Raw genomic sequence first — 24,462 nt, forward strand, 5'->3', positions numbered from 1 at the left:
GACACACACGACACGAGGCAGGGAGAGACGATGACCGACGACGCGCAGTCCGCAGACGTGAAGACCGAGGTCGCCGAGTTTCGGCGCAGCATCGACGCGCTCCGTGCCGAGATCGCTCGGTCGATCATCGGCAACCAGGAGGTGGTCGACGGCGTGCTCACGTGCCTCCTGGCCGGGGGCCACGCGCTGCTCGAGGGCGTGCCCGGGCTCGGCAAGACGATGCTCGTCCGCACCCTGTCGGAGACCCTGAGCCTCTCGTTCTCGCGCGTGCAGTTCACGCCCGATCTGATGCCGGCCGACATCCTCGGCACGACGGTCATCGACGACTCGCAGGGCGGCGGCAAGGTGTTCGAGTTCCGCAAGGGGCCCATGTTCGCCAACATCGTCCTCGCCGACGAGATCAACCGCGCCACCCCGAAGACGCAGAGCGCGCTCCTCGAGGCGATGCAGGAGCACCGCGTGTCGGTGGGGCGCACCACCCACGTCCTCGAGAAGCCGTTCGTCGTGCTCGCGACCCAAAACCCGCTGGAGAGCGAGGGCACGTACCCGCTGCCGGAGGCGCAGCTCGACCGCTTCTTCTTCAAGCTGCACGTCGGCTTCCCCGGACCGCGACGAGCCCACGGGATCCTGGATCGCACCACCGGGGCGAGGCGACCGAGGGGAAGGCCGTGCTCGACCGCGCGCGCATCCTCGAGATGCAGAAGCTCGTGCGCGAGGTGCCCGTCGCGCGGCACGTGCAGGACTACGCGGTGCGCCTGCTCCAGTCGACGCACCCGACCGAGTCGACGTGGCCGATCTCGGCAAGCGCTTCGTGCGCTTCGGCGCCTCGCCGCGCGGCGCGCAGTCCCTGTTGCTTGCGTCGAAGATCCGCGCGCTGTTCGAGGGGCGGTTCGCCGCCAGCATCGACGACGTGCGGAGCCAGGCGCTGCCGGCGCTGCGTCATCGCATCCTGCTCAACTTCGAGGGCGAGGCCGAGGGCATCAAGACCGACCAGGTGATCGAGGCGACGCTGAAGAGCGTGCCCGAGACCAAGGCGGGGCTGCGTGAGCGGGCCACCGACAACGGCGAGGCCCGCATTGGGGCTCCTTGACCGCGTCTTCGGACGATCGGAGAAGTCCGCGGCGCGCGGCGGAGACGACGAGCTCTTCGACGACGAGTTCCAGCGGAAGCTCGACTACCTCGCGCTCGTGAGCCGGCGCGTGTTCGCCGGCCGGATGCGGGCCGAGCGACGCACGAAGAAGAGCGGCTCCGGCGTCGAGTTCGCGGATCACCGCGAGTACCAGCCGGGCGACGATTTCCGCTACCTCGACTGGAACATCTACCAGCGGTTCGGCCGCCTCCTGGTGCGGCTGTTCGAGGAGGAAGAGGATCTCTCGATCTACTTCATCCTCGACACCTCTTCGTCGATGGGCTTCGGCGACGGGGAGAAGCTCCGCCACGGAAAGCGCCTCGCGGCGGCGCTCGCCTACGTGGGGCTCGCCAACCTCGATCGCGTGAGCATCGTCGCGACCGCCGACCGCGTGACCGAGCGCATGCAGGAGACCCGAGGGAAGGCCCGCATCTTCAAGGTGTTCCGCTTCCTCACCCAGCTGAAGGCGGAGGGCACGACCGATCTCGGTGAGGCCATGAAGACCTTCGTGGCGCAGAACAAGCGCCGGGGGCTCGCCGTGCTCATCAGCGATCTGTACGATCCCGCCGGGTTCGAGGCGGGCATCAACGTGCTCCGCTACAACAAATTCGACCCGTTCGTCGTGCACGTGACCGATCCGGCCGACGCGCGACCCAAGCTCGCGGGCGACGTGTTGCTCTACGACTGCGAGACCGGCGACGAGCGCGAGGTCACCGTGACCGCGAAGGTGCTCGAGCGCTTCGAGCATGTGTATGGCGAATACCTGGGGGAAATCGAGCGGTTCTGTAGCACGCGGCAGGTGCCCTACATTCGCGCCGACGTCGGCGTGCCCTTCGAGGAGCTCATCTTGCGCGTGTTCCGTCGCGGAGGGTTCCTCCGGTGATCCTCGCTGGCCTCCCGCTCCTGCAGTTGCTCGCGATCCTCGGCGGCGCCGGGGCCTTCGCGACAGCGCTCTACATCCTGAAGCTCCGCCGTCGCGCCGTGGCGGTGCCGTTCTCGAAGCTCTGGGAGCGCATCCTCCGCGACAAGGAGGCGACCAGCCTCTTCTCGAAGCTGAAGCGCCTGCTCTCGCTGCTGCTCCAGCTCGCGCTGCTCGCGCTGCTGGCCCTCTCGCTCGGCGATCCGCGCGCGGCCGCGACGCTCATCAAAGGGAGAAACCTCGTCGTCCTCGTCGACGCGAGCGCGTCGATGCAGGCCACCGACGTGGCCCCGACCCGGCTCGGCGCCGCGAAGGCCGAGATCAAGAAGCTCATTCGGGGGCTGGGCGGGTCGGACCGCATGCTCATCGCGCAGATGGACGCCACCGTGACGCCCACCGGGCCGATGAGCGGTGACACGTCGGAGCTCGAGCGCGCCCTCGATCAGATCCGCGCCACCGACACCCGCGCCGACTTTCCGCGCGCGCTGCGCTTCGCGACCGACGCGCTGCGGGGCGTGGAGAACGCGGAGATCGTCGTGGTCTCCGACGGGGCGCTCGGCCCCGCCTCCGACGCGACCGGCCCCGTGCGCCTCGGCGACGCCAAGCTCTCCTACATCCCCGTGGGGAAGGCGTCTCGCAACGTCGCGATCACGGCGTTCTCCGTGCGTCGCTACCCGCTCGACAAGAGCCGGTACGAGGTGATGCTCGAGGTCACGAACACGGGCGCCGACGTCGAGGAGATCGAAATGAAGCTCCTCGGTGACGGGCAGCTCGTCGACCTCACGAAGCTCCGGCTGCAGCCCGGCGAGCGCCTCCCGCGGTTCTACCCCAACCTCTCGGGCGCCAGCCGCACGCTCGAGGCCCGCATCCAGCCGATCGAGACCTCGAAGGACGAGCTCCCGGCCGACAACCGCGCGTACGCGCTGCTGCCCGAGCGCCGCCGCGCGAAGATCCTGGTGGTCAGCGCCGGAAACACCTACCTCGAGGCCGCGCTGCTGCTCGACGAGTACCTCGATGTCACCCTGATGAGCCCGCGTGACTACCTCTCGAAGGCCGGCGAGGTGAAGGGCGAGGTCATCATCTTCGACGGCGTCACGCCGGCCACGCCGCCGCGGGCCCACGCGATCTACCTCGACCCCCGCGGGCCGGGTTCCCCCGTCAAGGTCGACGCCGAGCTGAAGGGCCCGGCGTTCGATCGGATCGAGCGGAAGCACCCCATCGTGCGCTGGACCGCCCTCGACGACGTCAACATCGCCCGTGGTCACAAGCTCGTGCCCGAGGCGAACGACAAGGTGGTCGGCGCGAGCGACGCCGGGCCCATCCTCGTGACCGGTGCGCGCGGAGGCTTCAAGTTCGTCGCCCTCGGCTTCGACATCCGCGAGAGCGATCTCCCGCTGCGCGTCGCGTGGCCGCTCGTCTTGCTGAACAGCATCAACTTCTTCCTCGACGAGGACGCCAACTACATCTCGAGCTTTCGCACGGGCGAGGTCTTCCGTGTGCCGCTCGTCACCGAGTCGGGGCGCGCCGAGCTGCAGCTCCCCGACAGCCGCAAGGAGCTCGTCCCCGTGTTCGAGGGGCGCGCCGTGTATTCGGGCGCCCAGGCCGGCTTCTACGAGCTCACGGCGCCCGACGCGAAGGTGGGCGCTACGGGCGCCGAGGCGGGCAAGGCGTCCTTCGCCGCGAACCTGCTCGACCGCGACGAGAGCACCCTCGTACCGACCGCGGACCTCGTCGTCGACGGCCAGAAGGCGAGCGCGGTCGAGGGCTTCACGGTCGGCGTGCGGCGCGAGGTTTGGATCTACCTCCTCATCGCGGCGGTCATCCTCACGTCGATCGAGTGGGCGACCTACCACCGGAGGCTCACGGTATGAGCGCCGATCCGAAGGAGCGTCTCCGCAGGGCCGCGTACGGGGGCGGTGTGCTCGCCGTCCTCGTGGGGCTCCTGTGGGCCTACCACAGGTACGTGTACTCTGCAGGTCCGTCGCTCGCCTGGTCGCGAGGGGGCGTGGACTACGAGCTCCTGTCGCCGAAGATGCTCGCCGTGGCGCTGCTCGCGCCCTACTTCATGTGGGTCATCGGCAAGAGCCTCGCCGACCTGCCGATCGTGCAGCGCGTGCTGTCGGTGCTGCTCCGCGTCGCCTTCGTGGCGCTGCTGGCGCTGGGGCTCTCGCGCCTCGCGCGCACCGCGACCACGGAGAAGATCTGCACGGTCTACCTCGTGGACGTCTCCGAGTCGGTGCCCGACGAGGCGCTGGCCGACGCGCGCGCCGAGATCGCCAAGGGCCTCAAGGCGAAGCGAAAGGACGACCTCGTCCGCGTGATCACGTTCGCGCGTCGCGCGCGTGCCCTCCCTGTCGACGACCTCTCGTTCGACGCGCCCGCGATCGAGCGCCACGAGGCCCTCGCGACCGGCGATCCGAAGCTCGACAAGAAGCGGCAAGGCCTCGGTGCGGCGAGCGACCTCGCGAGCGCGCTGCAGCTCGCGTACGGCCTCTACCCGTCGGGCATGTTGCGGCGCGCCGTGATCCTCTCCGACGGCGTGCAGACCGACGGCGACGTCCTCGCGGAGGCGAACCGCGCCCGCGGCTTCGGCGTGAAGCTCTTCGCCGTGCCTTACACCCGCCCCGTGCCCGGTGAGGTCGCCCTCCGCGAGCTGCGCGTGCCTCCGAAGGTGCGCGTCGGCGAGCCGTTTAACCTGCACGCGCACATCTTCTCGAGCCGACCCCAGAAGGTGAAGGCGGTCTTGAAGCAGGGCGAGGCCATCAACGGCCTCGACGGCGTGCGCTCGATCGATCTTCTCGCGGGCGACAACGACGTCCCCTTCAAGAGCGTGGTGCGCGTGGCCGGCGAGGTCACCTATCAGCTCGACCTCTCCGACATCCCCGAGGATCGCTTCAAGGAGAACAACGGCGTCTCCGTGTCGGTGGCGGTGCCCGGCCGCCCTACGGTGCTCTACGTGGAGGGCACCGTGTCGCGCGCGAGCTACCTCGCGAGCGCCCTGTCCGCGCAAGAGTTCGACGTCGACGTGCGCGGCCCGCGCGAGCTTCCGCAGAACATCCGCGAGCTCGAGCGGTACGACTTCGTCATTCTCTCCGACGCTCCCGCCGAGTCCGTCAGCATGACGCAGCAGGAGGCGCTCGAGAGCTACGTGCGTGACCTCGGCGGCGGCTTCCTCTTCGCGGGTGGCGAGAGCGGCTACGGCCTCGGCGGCTGGTACCACACGACCGTCGAGCGTATGCTCCCGGTGCGCATGGACGCGGAGAAGCGCCGCGACGAGCCGCAGGTCGCGATGTCGCTCGTGATCGACCGCTCCGGGAGCATGAGCGGCCTGCCGCTCGAGATGGCCAAGGCGGCGGCGAAGGCCACAGCGGACGCGCTCTCCGGGGACGACCTCCTCGAGGTCATCGCGTTCGACTCGTCGCCGACCCGCGTGGTGCGCATGACCCCTGCGAAGCACCGCGCGCGCATTCAGGGCGACATCGCGCGGATCCAGCCAGGCGGCGGCACCGAGATCTTCCCCGCGCTCGACGCGGCGTACCAGTCGCTCACCGTCACGCGGGCGCGCAAGAAGCACGTGATCCTCCTCACGGACGGCCAGGCCCCGCAGGGCGGCATCCGGGATCTCGTGCAGGCGATGGCGGCCGAGGGCATGACCGTGTCGAGCATCGGCCTCGGCGGCGGCGTCGACGAGGGCCTGCTCCGCATGATCGCCGACCTCGGCGGCGGACGCTTCTACAAGGTGCTCGACGCCCAGCAGCTGCCCCGTGTCTTCACGCGTGAGACCGAGATGGTGTCGCGCTCGGCGGCCGTGGAAGAGTACTTCCAGCCCAAGGTCGTCACCTCGGCGGGCTTCATGCGCGGCGTAGACCTCGCGTCCGCGCCCTTTCTCCACGGCTACGTCGCCACCAAGATGAAGCCGCCGCCCGCTCAGGAGCTCCTGCAGTCGGAGGTGGGCGAGCCCATCCTCGCGCGGTGGCACGTGGGCCTCGGGTGGTCGCTCGCTTGGACGAGCGACGTGAAGAACCTCTGGGCGGTCGAGTGGCTGAAGTGGCCTGGCTATGGGCAGTTTTGGGGCCAGCTCGTCCGCGAGCACATGCGCCAGAAGCGTCGACAGCAGCTCGACATGCAGGCCGCCATCGACCCGGCGACCGGGCACGTGAAGGCCCACATCGACGCCATCGGCGGAGACGATCGCTTCCAGAATGGGCTCGAGGCGAAGTTCACGGTCGTCGGGCCGCAGCCCTCGGGGGAGAAGAAGACGGTCCCGATGAAGCAGACCGCGCCCGGTCGCTACGAAGCGGATTTTCCGCTGGAGCGCTTCGGCTCGTTCCTCCTGCACGCGTCTCTCGAGCGCGAGGTGACCGACGCGAAGGGGACCACGCGCTCGGCGCAAGTCGCGGAGAGCTTCGGTCACGTGCAGAACCCGTACCCGCGCGAGTACCTCGCGCTCGCTCCGGACGTCGGCACCCTCCGACGCGCGGCGGAGCTCACGGGGGGCACGTTCTCGCCGGCGCCCGCCGCCGTGTTCGACCCCGCAGGGGAGACTATCCGCTATCACCAAGACCTGTGGCCTCGGTTCATCCTCGCGGCGCTCGTCGTGTACCTCCTCGACCTGCTCGTGCGGCGCGTTCGCTTCTTCGATCGCAAGGTCACCGCGCGCGCGACCGTGCCCGCGCCCTCCACGCGTCGGTGAAGGCCGCCTCTCGATCTCGAGAACGGCTCTGGCCCAGGCGGCTCCGCGGCCGCGTCCGCGCGTCACACGAAGGCACCTCGGGGACCGAGGGGCGGGTGCAGCGCCGGGTCGATGAAGGTGCAGCGTGCTTTCGTCGCTTCCTTTGGGTAAGTAGCGCACGGCGGCCGCGTCCTTCGCGGTCCCCTGGAGCTCCCCTTGGCCGACCCGTCCGACGACCGCCCCCTGGTTTCCTACGAGCAGCTGCTCGAGCCGTTCGTGTCCGCGATCAAGCCGCCCTCCGCGTTTCTGTGCGGGGCGGAAGCGGAGAAGTTCGGCGTGTTCTCCGACTTCGCGCACCTCCCTTACGAGGGCGGCGGGCGCGGCGGCGTGGCCGACGTACTCCACGACCTCGCCGCTCGCGGGTGGGCGGAGTCACGCGAGTCGGAAGGCGGCCCCGTCCTCGCGCTCCTGCGCGCCGGCGCGTCGATCACCCTCGAGCCAGGCAGCCAGCTCGAGCTCTCCGGCGCGCCGCTCGCCGACGCGCACCTCATCGCCCACGAGCTGCGGGAGCACCTCTCGGAGCTGCGCGCCGTGTCGGAGCGCCTGGGCGTCACGTGGCTTGGCCTCGGATTTCACCCGTTCTCGAAGCGTGCAGATTACACGTTCGTGCCCAAGCTCCGGTACGGCGTGATGAAGACCTACCTCCCCACGCGCGGGGGGCACGCGCTCGACATGATGCTCCGCACCTCCACGGTGCAGGCGAACTACGACTTCTCTTCGGAGGAAGACGCGATGCGAAAGCTCCGCCTCGGCCTCGCCCTCGCGCCGGTCACCACCGCGATGTTCGCGAACAGCCCGTTTTACGAGGGGCGCGTGTTCGGTGGGAAGAGCTACCGCGCGAAGGTGTGGCTCGACGTGGATCCCGACCGCAGCGGCCTCCTCCCTGAGATGTGGAGCGAGAGGGCGAGCTTCCGCGACTACGTCGAGTGGGCGCTCGACGTCCCGATGTTCATGATCAAGCGAGGTGGCGCGCGCGTGGAGAACGCGGGGCAGACCTTCCGCGCCTTCATGCGCGACGGCTTCGCCGGCCATCGGGCCGTGGTGTCGGATTTCACGACCCACATCAACACAGTGTTCCCGGAGGTGCGACTCAAGAAGACCCTCGAGGTGCGGGGCGCCGACGCCCAGAGCGAGGCCATGACGCCGGCCCTCGCAGCGCTCTACACCGGGCTCTACTACGACGAGCGCGCGCTCGGGGAGGCGTGCGATCTCGTCCGCGACTTCACGCACGACGAGGTGGCGGAGTCCCGGCGGCTCGTGTGGCAGCTCGGCCTCGACGCGCCGTTCCGCGGCGCAACTCTGCGTCCGCTCGCGGAGCGGGTCATCGCGATCGCCGAGGGGGGCCTCGAGCGCCGGGCCCGACGGGACGCGTCCGACCCGACGGTCGCCGACGAGCGCGCGCGGCTCCGGCCGCTCGCTGCGCTGGTGGCGCGCGGCGAGTGCCCCGCCGACGCGCTCCTCCGTGACCTGCCCTCCGAGGACGACGCCGGGTTCAAGTCCGAGATCGTTCGCCGCGCGAGCTTCTCGCTCTGACGCGCGCGGCCCCGTCCTCACGCGTCGAAGCCGACCTCATGGGGGAGGGCCGACCAGGCCCAGGTGCTCGCGCACCGCGTCGACGACCTGGGCGGACTGGATGGGCTTGACGATGTAGGCGGTCGCGCCGAGCTCGAGGGCGCGCCGCCGATCTTCGGAGGCCCCCTCCGTCGTGACGATGAGAATCGGCACGTGCTTGTGGTGTGGATCGGTGCGGATGCGGCGGACGAGCTTGAGGCCGTCCATGATGGGCATGTTCACGTCGGTCACGACGATGTCGAACCGCTCGGCGGCCAGCTTGCGGAGCGCGTCGAGGCCGTCCGTCGCCTCGGTGACGACCACGTTGGGCACGCGGCCGATCGCCAGGACCAGCATCTGCCGCATGAGCGCGGAGTCTTCGACGACGAGGCATCGCTTCGTGGACATGGGCGCGCCATGTTGGCCAAGTTGGAGCGAAGATTCAACGAGGAATCATGGGGTCTCGGCCGCGGCGAGCCAGGCGCCGAGCTCGCCGCGGAGCACGCGCGGCGCACGTTGGAGCGCGCTGAGGTCGCGGCTTCCGGTGAGCAGCATCACCGCGCGGAGCTCTCGTTCGATGCGAGCGAGCGCGCGAGAAGCCCCTTCGCGTCCGCCCGCACGGTGGGCCCTCAGTACCGGCCGGGCGACGCCCGCGGCCGTCGCCCCGAGCGCGATCGCCTTCGCGACCTCGAGGCCCGTGCCGACCCCGCCGGTCGCGATCACCGTGTCGAACCCGAGCGGCGCGACGTGGCCCACGCTCGCGGCCGTGGGGATGCCCCAGTCCCAGAGCGCCTCGCCGAGGGCCCGCGCGTCGTCGTCCCCGGCCGCGTCTGCGCGGCGGGTCTCCACCGCCACCCACGACGTGCCGCCGGCGCCCGACACGTCGACGTGCCGCACGCCGACCTCGCGCAGCCGCCGCCCCACACCTCGTGAGAGCCCGCAGCCGGTCTCCTTCGCGACGATCGGGAGGCCGAGCTCGCGGACGAGTCGCCCTAGCGTCGCCACCCCGTCCCGGAAGTCGCGGTCGCCGTCGTCCTGCACGAGCTCCATCGCCGGGTTCAGGTGGACGCAGAGCGCGTCGACGCCGACGTCGCGGGCGAGCTCGCGCAGCGCCTCGGGCCCCGACTCGCGCGCCTGCACGACGCCGATGTTGCCGAGGAGCAGCGCCGTGGGGGCCGCCTCGCGCACGGAGTACGAGCCGCGCGCCTCGGGGCGCCTCAGCATCGCGCGCTGGCTGCCGAGCCCGAAGCCGTAGCCGCGCTCCTCGGCGATGGACGCGAGGTCGCGGTTGATGCGCCCCGCCTCCTCGGTGCCCCCCGTCATCGCCGCGATGAAGAGCGGCGCGCGGAGGCGCTTGCCGAGCACCTCCACGGACGTGTCGAGCTCGTCGAAGGCGAGGTCGGGGCAGGCGTCATGCACGAAGCGCACGCACTCGAAGAGGGTCGACTCGCGGCGGAAGCCCACGTCTTCGGTCGCGCAGAGCTCGATGTGGTCGGTCTTCCTCTGGCCAATGTCGGACATGGTTCTCCGTAGCGGCGCGCGTCGTATAGGGCGAGCCTCGTGGCGCGTCCACTGGCCTAGGGGAGCCGGCCGCCCCGAATCGTGAGCGCACGCTTGCGCAGCGTGCCGACTACCACTAAACCGCGCCAGAGCCCGCCGTTCGCCGCTCTAAATCTTTCAGAGAAACGTGAAGATGTCTGAAATCCTTGCACTATGGCGGGGGAGCCCGCGTTGACATCGCGACCGCTCGGCCCTAGCTTTCGCCCGCACCCAAGGCCGAATCGACCGGCGAAGGGGTTCGGGCTGGTTCGGGTCGGGCAACCGTGACTGGATGGACGGGTCACGCTGTCATTGACCGCGGAGCCTCGTCGGCGCCGCTGAAGGAGATTTTTCCCCCATGGTTTCGCCCGCGCGCCCCGATCCTGGCTCCGACCTCGAGCGCTACGCGCTCGACGTGCGGACGCGGGTTGACCGCGGCCTCGCCGACGCGCTCACGAGGGAGCGGGGGCTCGCGACGTCGCTCTCGGCGTCGGAGGAGCTGGCGCAGGTCCACGAGGCGCTCGCCTCGCTCGCCATGCGTGGCGGCAAGCGCCTCCGCTCGGTCCTGATCAGCCTCGCCTACGACGGCTTGCGCGCGGCGGACGAGCCCGACTCCCGGGTGCTGGTCGACGCGTGCGTGGCCATCGAGCTCCTGCAGGTCTACCTGCTCGTCCACGACGACTGGATGGACGGCGACGACACGCGCCGAGGTGGGCCGACGGTGCACCGCGCGCTCGGCGACGCGATCGGGCCCAGCCCGATCGTGGGGCACCTGACCGTCCTCGCGGGCGACCTCGCCTCGGGGATGGCGCAGGCGGCGTTCGCGCGGATCCCGCTGCCGAGCGCCCGGGTCCTCTCGGCCTTCGGGCGCTTCGCCGACATGCAGCGCGCGGTCGTCGCGGGGCAAGTCGAAGACGTGTGCTCGCCTCGCCGCCCGCTGGAGTCACTCGACGCGGCCTCGGTCGAGCGTCTCCACGCGAACAAGACCGGCGCGTATTCGGTCTCCGGGCCCCTGGCGCTGGGCGCGCTCCTTGCCGGGGCGAGCGCGGAACAGGTCGCCGCCCTCGACGCGTTCGCCGAGCCCCTCGGCGTGGCGTTTCAGCTCCGCGACGACCTGCTCGGGGTCTTCGGCGAGTCCGCGCAGACCGGCAAAGCGCGCTTCGGCGACCTGCGTGAAGGCAAGCGGACCGCGCTGGTCGCGGCGCTCGTGGGCTCGCCGGAGGGGCTCGCGCTCGCGCGCGACCTGCTCGGCCGGCGCGACGCCACCGACGCCGAGTGCGAGCGCGTCGCCCACGCGATGGTCGAGCGCGGGTGCAGGGCGCAGGTGGAGGCGCGAGTGAGCGAGCTCGCGGCCCTGGCCACCGAGCGAGCCGCCGCCGTGGGCCTCCGCTCGGAGCTCCAGGTGCTCCTCGTCGAAGCCGGGCGTGCCCTGACGGAGCGGAGCCGATGAGCGCGGTCGACGAGCTGCGGCCGCTCGGGCTCGCCTGCGGCAAGGTCATCCTCCTCGGTGAGCACGCCGTGGTCTACGGGGTGCCCGCCATCGCCGTGGGCATCGATCGCGGCGCTCACGCCCGCGCGGTGGGGCTCGCGTCCGGGCCCTCGGAGCTCCGCGTGAGAGGGTGGGACGTGCACGTCCGCGAGCACGAGGAGGGGCCGGCGTTGGCGCGCGCCTTCACCGAGCTGCTCCGGGCGACGCGCGACTCGCTCGCCGAGCGGGGCGCCGTGCTGCACCCGAGCCGCGTCGAGGCCGCGGCCGATCTACCTCCGGGCGGCGGGCTCGGCTGCTCCGCGGCGACCGGCGTGGCCGTCGCGCGCGCGCTCGATCCGCTCGCCTCATCTTCCGAGATCGCGTCCCGCGTCATGGCGTGGGAGCGTGTGTTTCATGGCAACCCCTCCGGGGTCGACGCGGCCGTCTCGGCCCGTGGCGGGTGCGTGTACTTCGAGCGCGGCGAGCCGCTCGTGCCGCTGCGCCTCCGCGGTGGCGCGGACCTCGTGCTGGCCGTCGGGAGCACCGGCGTCGGCTCGAGCACCAAGTTCATGGTGGAGGCGGTCGCCGCGCGCCTCGCCGCCGAGCCCCTCGCCACGAGGGCGCGCTTCGAGCAGATCCGCCGCCTCGTCCGGAGCGCGCGGTCGGCCATCGAAGCGGGCGACCTCGTCGCCCTCGGGGCGGCCCTCTCCCAGAACCAGGTGGTGCTCGCGGAGCTCGCGCTGTCGACCCCCGAGATCGAGCGCATGTGCGCCGTCGCGGCGGCCGCCGGCGCGCTCGGCGCGAAGCTCACAGGGGCGGGCGGGGGCGGCAGCGTGGTAGCGCTCGTCGACTCTCCCGAGCGCGGCGCCGCGGTCGTGGCGGCGTGGGGCGAGGCCGGCTTCGGGGGCTTCGTGTCTCGGGTCCGCGGTCAGCCCGAGAGCGCCAGCGCGCGCTCGATCGAGGTGGCGCCGTGAGCGCGGGCGGGCGGGCGACGGCGGTCGCGCACCCCAACATCGCGCTCTCTAAGTACTGGGGGAAGCTCCCGCGCGAGGGGAATTTTCCAGCAGTTCCAAGCATTTCGGTGACTCTCGAGGGGATGGCGACCCGCACCACAGTGGCCTTCGAGACAGACGAGGGCGACGACGTGCTCTCGCTCGGCGGCGCCCCCATGGTGCACGGTCGCGACAAGGCCGTGAGGCTCCTCGCGCGCGTCCGGCGCGCCGCTGGTCTGCGAGGTCGCGCCGTCGTCGAGAGCGCCAACGACTTCCCCACCGGCTCCGGCCTGGCCTCGAGCGCCTCCGGGTTCGCCGCGCTCGCGCTCGCGGCCTCGTCCGCCGCGGGCCTGTCGTTGACGGCGGGGGAGGTGAGCTCCCTGGCGCGGGAGGCCTCCGCCAGCGCGGCGCGCAGCGTCTTCGGGGGCTTCGTAGAGCTCCCGCTCGGCGTGGAAGCCGCCGCCCCGTTCGCCCCGCGCGAGGCGCTGCCGCTCGTGGTGCTCGTGTGCGTTGCCACCGAAGAGCGCAAGGCTGTCGCCTCGACCGACGGCATGCTCAAGACCGCCGCCGAGAGCCCCTACTACGCGGCGTGGCTGTCCCATGCGCCCGCGCTCCACGCGCGCCTCGGCGCCGCGCTCCTTCGCGGAGATTTTTCGGAGGTGGGCGCGCTCGCAGAGCAGAGCGCGCTCGCGATGCACGCCTCGGCCCTCGCGGCGGGCGTCGTGTACTTCCGCGGGGTCACGCTCGACGTGCTCGGCGAGATCCGCGCGATGCGCCGCGCGGGCCTCGAGGCCTACGCGACGATCGACGCGGGCCCGCACGTGAAGGTGCTCACGCGGGTCTCGGACCGCGAGGCCGTGCGCGCCCGTGTGGCCGCCGTGCCCGGCGTGCTCCGGCTCATCGAGGCGATCCCGGGTGAGGCGGCGCGGCTCGTGGAGGGCTCGTCGTGACCCGGGAGGTGTTCGCGCCAGGCAAGATGGTCCTGACGGGTGCCTACGCGGTGCTCCGCGGCGCGCCCGCGCTCGTCGTGGCCGTCTCCCGCGGCGCGATCGCCACCGACGCACGTGAGGCGCCGGCGACGCCTGAGGTGGCCGCCGCGCTCGGCGTGGCCACGGCGCCTGCGCTCGACCTGCGCGCACTCTTCGAAGGCGACCGCAAGCTCGGGCTCGGCGCGAGCGCGGCCGGCCTCGTCGCGACGCTCGGCCTCTGCGCGGCCCTCCGCGGCGAGCGCCTCGACGACGCGAGCGCCCGCGACGCCCTCTTTCGCGCGGCGCTCGCGGCCCATCGCGCCGCGCAGGGTGGGGGGAGCGGGGTCGACGTCGCGGCCTCGGTCTACGGCGGCGTCCTCGAGTACACGCTGGAAGGGTCCTCGGCGAGCCCCGAGGTCACACCCACGGCGCTGCCACCCGGGGTCACCCTCGCGGCGTACGCGGCCGGAGCGAGCGCGCGCACGTCGGACCTGCGTCGCCTCGTCGACGGGCTCTGCCAGCGGTCGCCCGAGCGCGCCGGTCAGCTCTTCGACGCGCTCGGTCGGGCGTCGTTCGAGGCGCGAGACGCCTGTCGGGCCCGGGCCGCGGACGCTTTCCTCGCGAGTGCCCGCGCGTTCGCGTCCGCGCTCGCCGCGCTCGGCGCTGCCGCGGAGGCCCCGATCGTGTCGGCGGCCGATCGCGCGCTCGCCGCGCTCGCCGCCGGCGCGGGCGGCGCGTTCTTCCCGTCCGGCGCGGGCGGCGGAGACGTGGCCGTGCTCCTCGCCTCGAGGCCCGAGGCGGCCGACGCGTTCGACGCGCAGGCCCTCGGCCATGGCTACACGCGCCTCTCTCTCTCCCTCGACGCACGAGGCCTACGGACTCTCGCCGGCGCAGGGCACCTGACGGCGCCTTTCACTGAAGAAACGAGCACCCCACCATGAGCAAGACGTCCCAGCTCCCCGGTTTTTACAAGGTCCAAGTGTCCGAGCGCCGCGCGCTCGTGTGCGAAGCCACCGGGGTCGAGCCGATCGAGATCGAGCGGGCGCTCGACGGGGGTGGGCTCGACGCGGACACGGCCGACAAGTTCGTCGAGAACGTGCTCGGTACCTACGGCCTGCCCTACGGCGTCGCCCTCAACGTGCGCGTCAACTCGCGCGATCACGTCGTGCCGATGGTGGTGGAAGAGCCGAGCGTGGTCGCCGCCGCGTCGAACGCGTCGAAGATGATCCGCTCGGGGGGAGGCTTCATCGCCGAGGTCGACGAGCCGCTGATGATCGGTCAGATCCAGCTCATCGATGTGGCCAATCGCGAGGCCGCGCGGGCGAGCATTCTCGCCGAGCGCGACGATCTGCTCGCGCGTGCGGATCGAGCCGTGCCCGGCCTGGTCGCGCGAGGCGGAGGCGCCCGTGACCTCGAGGTGCGCCTCATCGGGGCCGCGGAGGACCGCATGATCGTCGTGCACATCCTCGTCGACTGCCGGGACGCGATGGGGGCGAATCTCCTCAACAGCATGGCCGAGGGCGTGGCCGATCGACTCGCAGAGCTCGCGCGCGCCAGGGTGGGTCTGCGCATCCTCTCCAACCTGTGCGACCGTCGCTGCGTGCGCGTCCGGTGCCGCGTCCCCGCGCACGTGCTCGCCACCGAGTCCATGCCGGGTGAAGCGGTGATCGACGGCGTGGTCAACGCGTCTCGCTTCGCGGAGCTCGACCCCTACCGCGCGGCGACCCACAACAAGGGGATCATGAACGGCATCGACGCGGTCGTCATCGCGTCGGGCAACGACTGGCGCGCCGTCGAGGCAGGCGCCCACGCCTACGCTGCGCGCAGCGGCCAATACAGCCCGCTCGCGATTTGGCGGCGAGACGGCGCCGCGCTCGCCGGCACCATCGAGCTCCCGCTCGCCCTCGGGACCGTCGGCGGCACGCTCCGCGTGCACCCCGGGGCGCGCCTCTCGCTGCGAATGGCCGGCGTCGGGTCGTCGCAAGAGCTCGCGATGGTGGCCGCGGCCGTCGGCCTCGCGTCGAACCTCGCGGCGCTCCGCGCGCTCGCGACCGACGGCATCCAGCGGGGGCACATGGCGCTGCACGCGCGCGCGGTCGCGGTCGCCGCCGGCGCCACCGGCCCCGCCGTGGAGAGGGTCGCCCAGATGATCGTCGAGGCGCGCGACATCACCGTGGAGGCGGCCCGCCGCGCGCTGTCCATCGTGCAGAACGAGGCGGACAGCGCCGCCTCGCTCGACGGGGCTTGAGCGCGCTCCCGCGCTCCCCGCGCGAAAGCTCCCCGCGCCGCGCTTGTCGAGTGCCTCACCGGGCGAAGTCGGCTACCGTCCTCCCGTGAGCGATCGCGACCGGAGCGGCCAGCCGCCAGAGCCCGACGCGGCGACCATCTCGCGTGTCCGAGGGGCGCTCCACGACGTGTCGAACGCGCTCACGGTGCTCCTCGGTTGGGTCGAGGAGGCGCAGAGCCCGGCCGCGAGCCGTGACGAAGTGAGGGCCGCCCTGCGAGTCGTCGAGGCGCACGCACGCCGCGCCCGCGACCTCGCTCGCTGGGCGGTCAAAGGGGCCGTCGGCGGGGCCGCGGACGTGGCCTCGGAGCCGTCCCCCGCGGACTGCGACGCGGTGGTCAGCGAGGCGCTCGCGGGGCTCGCGATGGCGGCGCGCGACGCAGGGGTCACCCTCGCGGTCGAGGGGCACGCCGCGGGCGCCACCGTGTGCGCGCCGGAGGCCCTCCACCACGCCCTCGTGAACCTCGCGCTGAACGCGGTGGCGTTCTCCCCGCGCGGGGGAGTGGTGACGGTGGCCGTCGAGGCGCGTCCGGGGTGCGTCGTGCTCGCGGTCTCCGACGAAGGTCGGGGCGTCGCGGCGCCGGCCGAGGTGTTCTCGGGCCGGTCGGGCCGCGAGGGCGGCAGCGGCGTGGGGCTCGCGCACTCGCGCGGCATCGCGCGCGGGCTCGGCGGCGATCTCGAGCTCGATCCGGGCGGCTCGGGCGCCACGTTTCGGCTCACGTGGCCGCGGGCCGACGAGACCCCACGACCGAGCGGCGCGAGCGTGCGCGGTGGGGCCTCGCTCGCGGGGCGCCGGATCCTCGTCGTCGAGGACGACCCCGACGTGCTCTCGCTCCTCGAGGCGGCGCTCGGCGCGCGGGGGGCCACGGTGGTGGTCGCCGGCGACCGCCTCGCCCTCGACGCCGCCCTCACCGAGCCACACCACGGCGTGGTGCTCGATCTCTCGCCGCTCGAGCCGCTCGAGGGCCACCTCGAGGACGACCTCGCGCGCATGGCCTCGGCGGGTGCCCCGGGTGCCCCCATCGTGCTCGCCACCGGCGCGGCCGACCGCGTGCCCGCGAGCCTCGCGGGCGCGCTCCGCCTCGTGCGCAAGCCCTTCGAGCTCAGCGAGCTGCTCGAGGCGCTCGCCGGCGCGACGGCACGCCCTCGTGCGTAAGGGGGCGCCGCGTTGCGCGGCCGTCGAGCCCCGCCACGAGCGCGGTGGCGGCGGCGGAGCCGATTTTCTCGTTCGGAGCGCCGCCTTGTCGATGCCGCTTGACTCGGCGGCCAAAATGGTAGAAAAGCTCGCCCACTGCACGACGCGAAGGTGGCGGAATTGGCAGACGCACTAGCTTGAGGTGCTAGCGGGTAACACCGTGGGGGTTCAAGTCCCCCCCTTCGCACAAAGTGGCCACACGAAGACGGCCGCGACCCCCCGGGGTGGCGGCCGTCGTCATTTCCGACGAACACGCGCTGAAAGCGGCGCGCAGAGCTTGCGCGCCGCCCCATGTCTGGTAGCCCTCGCACCCGGAGTACCGCCAAGACCGTGCGATCGCAAGCTACGCAAGCCGACCCCGCTACGCCCCGCCTCGACCCCACCGCCGCGGCGGAGGCCCCGCCTTCCTCGCGGGCGTCGAGGCTGCTGCGGGCCATCTCGATCGCCTCGCAGCCGCCGCCACCCGCGCCCCTCTACGCGCCGGCCGAGGTGTACGGGCGCGAGGCCATCGCCAACATCGCCCGGCATCTGCCGCCCATCGAGCGGGCCTACGCGAAGGTGAGGTTCTCGATTCTGCGGCCGAAGCTCCTCAGCGTCATGGACCTGCTCCTCCCCGACCAGGGGCGCATCCTCGACATCGGCTGCGGTTTCGGCCTCTTCGCTGCGTACTTCGGGCAGACCCACCCGGGCCGGCGCATCACGGGCGTCGACCCCGACGGCCGCCGCATCGAGATGGCGCGACGGGTGGCCAGCGGCCTCGGCCTCGACGCCCAGTTCGTCACCGGCGACGCCCGCGACGTCGAGCTCGAGGGGCGCTTCGACGCCGCGTACGTGCTCGACGTCATGCACCACATCCCACGTGACGACCAGCGCACCCTCCTCGCGGCGCTCCGCGACCGCCTGGCGCCGCGGGGCGTGCTCGTGGTGAAGGACATCACCACCGCGCCCACGTTCGGGCTGAAGTTCACCGAGCTGCTCGATCGCGTGATGGTCGGCTGGGACGAGCCGCTCGCCTACCGCCACCACCGCGAGTGGGGCGAGATGCTCACCTCGCTCGGCTTCCACGTGCGGATGGTCCGGGTGCCCGACGTGCTCCCGTATCCGCACGTCGTCATCGCGGCGACCAAGCTCTAGAGCGCCGAACCGCTTGATTCGGTCGGCTTTTCGCCGATTTACGTCGCCGTACTTCGTTGCTCGTCCTCGCCTAGCAGCAGTAGGACTCGTCGTCGCGCCTCGCACGGCTCGCAACTCGGCGAAAATCCCCGGTCATCAAGCGGTTCGGCGCTCTAGTCCCCTGGAGTCGTGGTTCGTATCAGAAGTCGGTCTTCGGTGTCATTCCGAGGAGCGAGGGGTGCCCGTTTTCGGCGGCGGCGGGCCCGTCCTCAACTCGGACGTCGTTCCGCGCGGTGGAGGCGGCGCTTTGCGCTCAGGGGACAGTGGTTTCGGGTGTGACCGCGCGAGAACGCCGACCCTCGAACATGAGTATCCTCCCACCGCCGCCGAAGACGGGACACCCCCTCGCTCCCTTGTGGCGAAAGGCCGAGCCGCGCGACTTCTGTAAGGGATCACGCTTCCAGGAGACTAGCAGCTCGCGTACGCGCGCGCAGTGTCACGCTTGCGCGCGAGGGGCGGGCTCTCTACCCTACGCCCGCGGCCATGACGTCCCCGCCTACTCGCGCCCCCGCCTCCCTCGGCTCGCCCGACAGCGCGCCCACCTCGGCGGAGCTCGAGGTCTTCGGCCAGCTCGCGCCCCGGTTCGGGTGCGTGTTCCGCGCCGGCGAGGTGCTCTACTCCGAGGGCGATCCGGCCGACCGCGCCTTCCTCTTGCTGTCGGGGCGGGTCCGCGTCGTCAAGCGCGTGCGCCAAGCCGAACGCAGCGTGAGCGTCGCGCGCGCCGGCGAGCTGCTCGGGGAGGCCGCGCTGCTCACGGGGCACGTCCGCACGCAGACGGCCGTCGCGCTCTCCGACGGCACCGCGCTCGCATTCGACCGCCCATCCTTCCGGGAGACCGTGATGATGTACCCGGCGCTCGGCGCGCGGGTATGCGAACAAATGATCAGTCGTGTCCGCGACAGCGAGGACCAGCTCGAGGTCATCACCCTGCGCGATACGCAGTGCAGGATCGTCCGCGCGCTCGTGAAGCTCGCGCGGGCGCAGCAGGGCGCCGTGCTTGAGCTCTCTCCAATCGAGCTGTCCGCCCGGGTGGGGCTCGACGTGGACACGGTCAAGCGCACGGTGCTCCGCCTGCGCGAGCAGCACTACCTCCGCATCGTCGGCGAGAAGATCGAGATCCTGGAGCGCGACGCGCTGAACCAGCTCTCGACCCTCCTCGACGCAAAAGAAGAGCTCCGCGGCGCGACCTGAACGGGCGGAGGGTAGGGGAGGACCCCCGACAAATCGCTCGGATTCGCCCGAATGGTCGATTTGTCGCCCAAATGGCGGTCCAAAGACCTCAACTCGAGGGTTGACGGGGAGCACCCTCCCAGGTAGGTCCATGGCCACGCAGACCCGCTCCGGGAAGTCACTTTTTCTGCGCGCTTTTCCTCTTGCCTTGTGTTGACGGGTGGTTTCTTGGCGGTCCCGCCGCCGTTCGTCGTTCGTGGCGACACCTCGCCTTCGGCTCCGGCTCGCCATCGACCTTGGTTCGCCCCTGCGGGGCTCACTTTCAGGTTCGTACGCCGAATCCCCATGATCGCTTCCCCCCTCCCCAAGCGCGCGACGCGTCAGACCCTCCCGAGCCCCACGGCGTCTCGCCTGGGCGCGCTCGCGCACGTCGCGGCCGTCGCGCTGCTCGTGGGCGCGGCGGGATGCTCCCGCGGGCCGACCCAGCCCGGGGCCCTCAGCGAGGAGCGCCAGAGCGAGGCCGAGTACGACGTCGCTCGCGAATTCTTCGGCAAGCGTCAGTACCGCCCAGCGCTCGAGCACGCGCGCCGCGCGGTGGAGCTGAACGACGAGAACGCGAAGGGCGCCTACCTCACGTCGATCGTGTACCTCGCCTTTTGTGCGGGCGATCCGGCCTCGCCCGACTGCAGGCTGCCCGAGGCCGAGCGCTTCGCGCGGCTCGCCGTGAAGGCGGACGAGCGCTTCCGCGACGCGAAGAACTTGCTTGGCAACGTCTTGATTCTTCAGAAAAAATTCAAGGAGGCGATCGAGGTGCTGGAGCCGCTTACGCGCGATCCCGCCTACATCGAGAGCCACCTCGCGTGGAACAACCTCGGCTGGGCCCAGACCGAGGCCGGTCAGCTCGACGCCGCCATCGCTTCGCTCAAGAACGCCGTCGCGCAGCCGCGCTTCTGCGTCGGTCACTACCGCCTCGGGATCGCCTACGAGAAGAAGTCCGACCTGGCTCGCGCCGAGTCGAGCTTCAGCAGCGCGCTCGCGGTCGAGAGCCCGGACTGCCAGTCGCTTCAAGACGCTTGGGACGCGCGCGGCCGCGTGCGACTCCGGCTCGGCCGGGCCGTCGACGCGAAGACCGACTTCGAGCGCTGCCGTGAAATTTCCCCGAAGACCCCCACCGGGGCGCTCTGCGCGAAGGCCGCGGCGAGCCTCACGGGGGGCACCTGAGATGGAGATGCCGTTGAACGACACGCTGAGCAAGTCGGGCACGTCGGGCGCCGCCGGTGAGCGCACACTCCGCCCCGCGGTCGATGCCGGCCAGCCGGTGGGCGCGCTCCTGAAGCGCCAGCGTGAGGCGAAGCTGATGAGCCTCGCCGAGGTCTCGCGCGTCACGCGCATTCCGCTGCACACGCTCGAGTCGATCGAGAAAGACCGCTTCGACGACCTGCCCGGCGAGGTGTTCATCCGCGGCTTCCTCAAGTCGTACGCGCGGGCCGTCGGCGCGACCCCCCAAGACGTGATCGCCCGGTACGCCTCGAGCCGCCGCGTGGCCACGGTGAACCCGCTGCCCGTCGCCTCGCCCGTGCAGGCCGCCAGCGAGGGCCAGGGCCGCCGCTTCGGCGTCGCGATCGCCTTCGTGCTCCTGCTCATCCTTTTTACGCTCGCGCTCTCGATCGTCTTGAAGCCGCGCGGTCGCGACATGCCGCCCGAGCTCTCGCAGGGCGAGTCCGCGACCTCGGTCGACGGGCGCGGCTAGCGGCCCGGGAGCCTGCCGTGGCGATCGCGCGCCCGGGTCGCGCGCGCGTGGTCGCGCTCGAGACCAACGCGCTCCTCGTGCGCGCCATCCCGTACGGCGAGGCCGACCTCGTCGCGCAGTTCTTCACCGAGCGTCACGGGCGGCTCTCCGCGATGGTGCGCGGCGGGCGGCGCTCGAAGAAGCGGGCGTCCGGTGGGTTCGAGCCTTTCCACACGCTCCACCTTCGCCTGGACGATCGCGGAGCCGAGCTCTGCACGCTCCGCGACGCGGAGATCTCGCAGGTTCGCGGGGGTCTCGTGGCTAGCCTGCCGGCGATGGACGCCGGGGGCCGCGCGCTGCGCTGGGCGCGCACGCTGTTCCCGCCGCGGGTGGCCGAGCCCGAGGCGTGGTCCACGCTCGTCGGCCTGCTCGACGCGCTCGACGCGGCGGAGGCGGGCGACGCGGGCGCGCCGGCCACGCTGCTGGCTTGGGCGGGGCTGCGCTTGCTCGCGAGCGCCGGGTTTGGCCTCGAGCTCGAGGCGTGTATCGTGTGTGGTAAGGTGTGTCCCGAGTCGCGCCGCGCGCTCGTGGACGTCGCCAGGGGCGGTGTGGTCTGCACGGGGTGCGGCGGCGGCGCGCTCTCGCTGCCGTGGCCGGTGCGCCGCCTCGCTCAGGGGCTCGCGCGCGCGGAGACGGCAGCCGACCTCGCGCCCCACGTCGCCCCGACCGCCGCGCGGGCGCTCCTCGAGCTCGTCGCGCGGGCCATGGAGCATCACGCCCTCCAGGGGGCGCGGGCGTAGCGCTCGAGGCTGTACCCTCAGCGCGGGGCGGCGGGGAACGACTTGCAGGCCTCGCCGAACTTGTCGAGCGCGTCCTTCAGGGCCTGCGAGAGATCTCCGTCGCAGATGCTGCTGAAGACCGCGTTCTTCCCTGTCGCTGCGACGAACTGACCCAAGCGTTTGGCCTCGGCCGCGTCGCCGAAGCTCGATGTGCACTTGGTCTTCCCAGCGATGACCGCGGTGGCCCAGCGCCCCCTGTCGCCCTTCACGGCGTCGAGGACGGCGACGTAGCTCTCCGGCTTCTCCGCGCCGGTCTCGCAGACCGAAGGAATGGACTCGGTGATCTGGTTGGCCTTGATGGAGCAGTCGTCCTCGTCCGTGAGGAACACCACCGCGAGCAGGGCGTCGTCGCGAAGAAAGCCGATGTTCGTGTTGTCGGCCATGCGGTCGACGAGCCCGAGCTTCATGCACTCGAGGGGCATCTCTTCGCTGGGGCCGTTCGTGCCGACCCGGGCCCGGCACGGGAACGATGCGGCCGCCTCGCTCCGCTCGAGCCAGCGCTTCGACCCGCCGCAGTTGTTCCGGAACTTCCCGTCGTCGCCCTTCTCGGGCGGCACGGGGAGGCCGAACACGGTGAGGCTATAGGACTTTCCGGTGGTGGTGACGGCGACGCGGTAGTCGAGCGAGGTGCCCGCGCCGGTCTTGATGCTGTCGAGCACCGAGACGAACTTCGGGAAGTTCGTCGCCAGGTTCGACTGCTCTTCGCCCATGCTCCCGGAGTCGTCGATGACGAACAGGATGTCCATCTTCTCGCAGCCGGTGTTCGCGGGCGCGGGGCCGCCCTCGCCGGTGGGGGTGAACGCCCCGGGCGTGCCGCCGTCGCCGACGACGACGGGCGTGGTGGTGCCCGCCTCGCCGAACTCGTCAGGGACGACGCGGGCCGAAGAGCCGCACGCCGCCGTCGTCGCCGCGAGGACGGCGAGGCCGCCGCAGACCATCGCCACCGAACCTCGCGCCGCGCGCGGCACGCCCACCATCCCAAGCGTTCCAAGCATGACGGCGCTCTAGCACGGGCCCTCCCGAGCGCCAACGCAACGACCGGCCGCGACGGGCCCATCCCCGCGTCGGCTCCCGTGGGCCGAGCCTCCCACGCACCGCGCTCGCGGTTTCCGATCGTCACCGCGCAGCCGGGTCGACTACGGTAGCGCTGTGATCCGCCCCCGTCGCGCAGTGGCGCAGACCCTCTTCTCCGCCTGCTTCGCCTGCGGGCTCACGCTCCCGCGCCCCGCGTCGGCCGATCCCCACGTCTGCGCGCGGCTCGAGCCCGGGGTGCAGCCCGCGGCCGCGCTCGGCGGCCCACCCACCGCGGCGCGCCTCGCCGGCGACGCCACGGCGTACGCGCCGTACGCGCGCGCCTCGTTCGGTGCAAAGTGCATGCACCTCGAGCTGCCGCTCTCCCTCGCGGGCCGCGTCGAGGGGGTCTCCGGCTTCCCGCTCGATCGCTTCGGCGACTCGCTCGGCGCCCGCGCGAGCGCCAGCCCCGAGGTGCGCGCTGGGGCCAAGTTCTTCAGCGGCCTCGACTGGGCGCCGTTCGCGCTGCTCGCGGAGACCGAGGTCGACGTGCTCACCGGCACCGCCGCCGCCGAGCCGCGCGTGGCGGCGCCGGGCGCGCTCGGCACCGAAGGCCTCACCCTCCAGCTCCGCAAGCTCCACGTCCGGGCCTCGCTGGGCCCCCAACTGCACATCGACGTGGGCGCCCAGACCAGCCACTTCGGCATGGGCCTCTTGGCCAACGATGGCGCCCACGGCTGGGAGCCCGGCAGCGCGGTCTTCGTCGATCCCCGCCGCGGCGATCGCGTGCTCCGCGCGCAGCTCATCACCGGACCGCTGAGCGACATCGGGATCGTGGCGGCGGCCGGCGTCGACAAGGCGCTCGGCGACGATCTGATGCTCGAGGGCGACTCGGCGCGGCAGGTCTTCGGTGCCCTCTTGGTGGGCGTGGGGAAGCCCGCCTCCGGGGGCGCCTACGTCGTTCGGCGCCACCAGGAGAACGTGGCGGGCAGGGCGACCGACGTCACCGTCGCCGACCTCACCGCGAAGATCACCGCGCAGGTGCCCGGCGCGACGCTGGGGCTCGAGACCGAGTGGGCCCTGATCACCGGCAAGACCGACCTCGGCGCCACCGCCGAGCACCCCGTGCACGACGTCCTCCAGCTAGGCGGCGCGGCGCGCGCCTCCGTCGACGCGGGGGCCTTCGGCTCGGTCCTCGATTTCCTCTACGCCTCGGGCGATCAGAACTCCTACGACGGGAAGCAGAACGGGTTCCAGGTCGATCCGAACTTCGGCTACGGCCTGCTCCTTTTCCGCCACGTCGTCGCCTCGCAGACCGCGCGGGCCTCGGCGTTGGCCGGCGATCCCCAGCTCGTGGGGACCGCCCAGGACGTCGAGCGGCTGGCCACCCGCGGCTCTGCGATGAACACCGTCGCGCTCTTCCCGCGGCTCCGGGTGCGGCCCGCCGCGGGGCTCGAGGTCTATGGCGGCCCCCTGTTCGCGATGGCGAACGTGCCCAGCACCGATCCCTTCAACACGCGCATCACGGGCGGCGCGCCGCGCGCCACGCTCGGCGGTCCCGCCGCCCGAGCGCTCGGCACCGAGGTCGACCTCGGGGTCCGCTACCGCGCGCTCTTCTACGGCCAAGAGCTCACCCTCGGGGTCGAGGGCGGCGCGCTCTTCCCCGGCGCGGCCTTCACGTCGGTCGCCGGCGCCCGCATGGGTGCCGTCGGGGGTGCGCGTGGCATGCTTCGTTGGCGGTTTTGACATGTGCAAGGAGAGCC

General features: G+C 72.0%; 19 protein-coding genes, 1 tRNA gene and 1 pseudogene. 18 read left to right on the forward strand and 3 right to left on the reverse strand.

Annotated elements, in window-relative coordinates; translation table 11 throughout:
* Positions 1 to 30: 30 nt before the first annotated feature.
* From IPQ09_04120 to IPQ09_04140, 5 genes and pseudogenes are all read left to right on the forward strand, one after another.
* Positions 31 to 1,090, forward strand: a pseudogene (locus IPQ09_04120) (MoxR family ATPase).
* A gap of 124 nt (positions 1,091 to 1,214) precedes the next feature.
* Positions 1,215 to 2,012, forward strand: coding sequence for a DUF58 domain-containing protein (locus IPQ09_04125; protein ID MBL0193407.1), 798 nt, complete (start codon positions 1,215 to 1,217; stop codon positions 2,010 to 2,012).
* A complete protein-coding gene (locus tag IPQ09_04130) occupies positions 2,009 to 3,919 on the forward strand; it encodes a VWA domain-containing protein (protein ID MBL0193408.1) in 1,911 nt (636 codons plus the stop codon). Before IPQ09_04125 ends, IPQ09_04130 begins: the two co-directional genes overlap by 4 nt.
* Entirely contained in the window at positions 3,916 to 6,741 is a 2,826-nt protein-coding gene (locus IPQ09_04135; GenBank protein MBL0193409.1) for a VWA domain-containing protein, read from the forward strand. The genes IPQ09_04130 and IPQ09_04135 overlap by 4 nt, the downstream gene beginning before the upstream one ends.
* Before the next feature lie 222 nt (positions 6,742 to 6,963).
* Entirely contained in the window at positions 6,964 to 8,313 is a 1,350-nt protein-coding gene (locus tag IPQ09_04140; protein MBL0193410.1) for a glutamate--cysteine ligase, read from the forward strand.
* A 36-nt stretch (positions 8,314 to 8,349) separates the two neighbouring features.
* Here the strand turns inward: IPQ09_04140 and IPQ09_04145 are convergent, their stop codons facing one another.
* Together IPQ09_04145 and IPQ09_04150 are read right to left on the reverse strand one after the other, a co-directional pair.
* Positions 8,350 to 8,739, reverse strand: coding sequence for a response regulator (locus IPQ09_04145; protein MBL0193411.1), 390 nt, complete (start codon positions 8,737 to 8,739; stop codon positions 8,350 to 8,352).
* A 45-nt stretch (positions 8,740 to 8,784) separates the two neighbouring features.
* On the reverse strand, positions 8,785 to 9,852 hold the full coding sequence (locus tag IPQ09_04150; protein MBL0193412.1) for a type 2 isopentenyl-diphosphate Delta-isomerase: 1,068 nt from the start codon (positions 9,850 to 9,852) through the stop codon (positions 8,785 to 8,787).
* A gap of 376 nt (positions 9,853 to 10,228) precedes the next feature.
* Between IPQ09_04150 and IPQ09_04155 the strand changes: the two genes are divergently transcribed.
* The 12 genes from IPQ09_04155 (at position 10,229) to recO (ending at position 21,649) form a co-directional block, all read left to right on the forward strand.
* Positions 10,229 to 11,320, forward strand: coding sequence for a polyprenyl synthetase family protein (locus IPQ09_04155; protein MBL0193413.1), 1,092 nt, complete (start codon positions 10,229 to 10,231; stop codon positions 11,318 to 11,320).
* Positions 11,317 to 12,312 (forward strand): mevalonate kinase, encoded by a 996-nt coding sequence (gene mvk / locus IPQ09_04160; protein MBL0193414.1) that lies wholly within the window; start codon positions 11,317 to 11,319, stop codon positions 12,310 to 12,312. Before IPQ09_04155 ends, mvk begins: the two co-directional genes overlap by 4 nt.
* The gene (gene mvaD / locus IPQ09_04165; GenBank protein MBL0193415.1) at positions 12,309 to 13,280 is read left to right on the forward strand and encodes a diphosphomevalonate decarboxylase; all 972 of its coding nucleotides are present in this window, start codon (positions 12,309 to 12,311) and stop codon (positions 13,278 to 13,280) included. The genes mvk and mvaD overlap by 4 nt, the downstream gene beginning before the upstream one ends.
* Positions 13,277 to 14,239, forward strand: coding sequence for a hypothetical protein (locus IPQ09_04170; GenBank protein ID MBL0193416.1), 963 nt, complete (start codon positions 13,277 to 13,279; stop codon positions 14,237 to 14,239). Before mvaD ends, IPQ09_04170 begins: the two co-directional genes overlap by 4 nt.
* A complete protein-coding gene (locus IPQ09_04175) occupies positions 14,236 to 15,546 on the forward strand; it encodes a hydroxymethylglutaryl-CoA reductase, degradative (protein MBL0193417.1) in 1,311 nt (436 codons plus the stop codon). The genes IPQ09_04170 and IPQ09_04175 overlap by 4 nt, the downstream gene beginning before the upstream one ends.
* Before the next feature lie 85 nt (positions 15,547 to 15,631).
* On the forward strand, positions 15,632 to 16,738 hold the full coding sequence (locus IPQ09_04180; GenBank protein MBL0193418.1) for a hybrid sensor histidine kinase/response regulator: 1,107 nt from the start codon (positions 15,632 to 15,634) through the stop codon (positions 16,736 to 16,738).
* Positions 16,739 to 16,882: 144 nt separating this feature from the next.
* Positions 16,883 to 16,964, forward strand: a tRNA-Leu gene (locus IPQ09_04185).
* A 143-nt stretch (positions 16,965 to 17,107) separates the two neighbouring features.
* Positions 17,108 to 17,911 (forward strand): class I SAM-dependent methyltransferase, encoded by an 804-nt coding sequence (locus tag IPQ09_04190; GenBank protein MBL0193419.1) that lies wholly within the window; start codon positions 17,108 to 17,110, stop codon positions 17,909 to 17,911.
* 522 nt (positions 17,912 to 18,433) lie between these two features.
* Positions 18,434 to 19,141 carry a Crp/Fnr family transcriptional regulator gene (locus tag IPQ09_04195; protein ID MBL0193420.1) on the forward strand — a complete coding sequence of 236 codons (708 nt, stop codon included), beginning with the start codon at positions 18,434 to 18,436 and terminating at the stop codon, positions 19,139 to 19,141.
* Between the two features lie 324 nt (positions 19,142 to 19,465).
* Entirely contained in the window at positions 19,466 to 20,341 is an 876-nt protein-coding gene (locus tag IPQ09_04200) for a tetratricopeptide repeat protein (GenBank protein ID MBL0193421.1), read from the forward strand.
* A 7-nt stretch (positions 20,342 to 20,348) separates the two neighbouring features.
* The gene (locus IPQ09_04205) at positions 20,349 to 20,870 is read left to right on the forward strand and encodes a helix-turn-helix domain-containing protein (GenBank protein MBL0193422.1); all 522 of its coding nucleotides are present in this window, start codon (positions 20,349 to 20,351) and stop codon (positions 20,868 to 20,870) included.
* A gap of 17 nt (positions 20,871 to 20,887) precedes the next feature.
* Positions 20,888 to 21,649 (forward strand): DNA repair protein RecO, encoded by a 762-nt coding sequence (gene recO / locus IPQ09_04210; protein ID MBL0193423.1) that lies wholly within the window; start codon positions 20,888 to 20,890, stop codon positions 21,647 to 21,649.
* A gap of 17 nt (positions 21,650 to 21,666) precedes the next feature.
* On the opposite strand, the gene IPQ09_04215 is transcribed toward recO, so the two are convergent.
* A complete protein-coding gene (locus IPQ09_04215; GenBank protein ID MBL0193424.1) occupies positions 21,667 to 22,683 on the reverse strand; it encodes a hypothetical protein in 1,017 nt (338 codons plus the stop codon).
* A 154-nt stretch (positions 22,684 to 22,837) separates the two neighbouring features.
* Between IPQ09_04215 and IPQ09_04220 the strand changes: the two genes are divergently transcribed.
* Positions 22,838 to 24,445 (forward strand): hypothetical protein, encoded by a 1,608-nt coding sequence (locus IPQ09_04220; GenBank protein MBL0193425.1) that lies wholly within the window; start codon positions 22,838 to 22,840, stop codon positions 24,443 to 24,445.
* Positions 24,446 to 24,462: the final 17 nt, after the last annotated feature.

This window comes from Myxococcales bacterium (assembly GCA_016720545.1).
Taxonomy (GTDB): Bacteria; Myxococcota_A; Polyangia; order Polyangiales; family Polyangiaceae; genus JAAFHV01.

Coding starts and splice junctions, on each gene's coding strand:
- IPQ09_04135 (MBL0193409.1), top strand. CDS start 3,916: ATGAGCGCCGATCCGAAGGAGCGTCTCCGCAGGGCCGCGTACGGGGGC.
- IPQ09_04150 (MBL0193412.1), bottom strand. CDS start 9,852: ATGTCCGACATTGGCCAGAGGAAGACCGACCACATCGAGCTCTGCGCG.
- IPQ09_04215 (MBL0193424.1), bottom strand. CDS start 22,683: ATGCTTGGAACGCTTGGGATGGTGGGCGTGCCGCGCGCGGCGCGAGGT.
- mvk (MBL0193414.1), top strand. CDS start 11,317: ATGAGCGCGGTCGACGAGCTGCGGCCGCTCGGGCTCGCCTGCGGCAAG.
- IPQ09_04125 (MBL0193407.1), top strand. CDS start 1,215: ATGCGGGCCGAGCGACGCACGAAGAAGAGCGGCTCCGGCGTCGAGTTC.
- IPQ09_04195 (MBL0193420.1), top strand. CDS start 18,434: ATGACGTCCCCGCCTACTCGCGCCCCCGCCTCCCTCGGCTCGCCCGAC.
- IPQ09_04200 (MBL0193421.1), top strand. CDS start 19,466: ATGATCGCTTCCCCCCTCCCCAAGCGCGCGACGCGTCAGACCCTCCCG.
- IPQ09_04205 (MBL0193422.1), top strand. CDS start 20,349: ATGCCGTTGAACGACACGCTGAGCAAGTCGGGCACGTCGGGCGCCGCC.
- IPQ09_04175 (MBL0193417.1), top strand. CDS start 14,236: ATGAGCAAGACGTCCCAGCTCCCCGGTTTTTACAAGGTCCAAGTGTCC.
- IPQ09_04145 (MBL0193411.1), bottom strand. CDS start 8,739: ATGTCCACGAAGCGATGCCTCGTCGTCGAAGACTCCGCGCTCATGCGG.
- IPQ09_04155 (MBL0193413.1), top strand. CDS start 10,229: ATGGTTTCGCCCGCGCGCCCCGATCCTGGCTCCGACCTCGAGCGCTAC.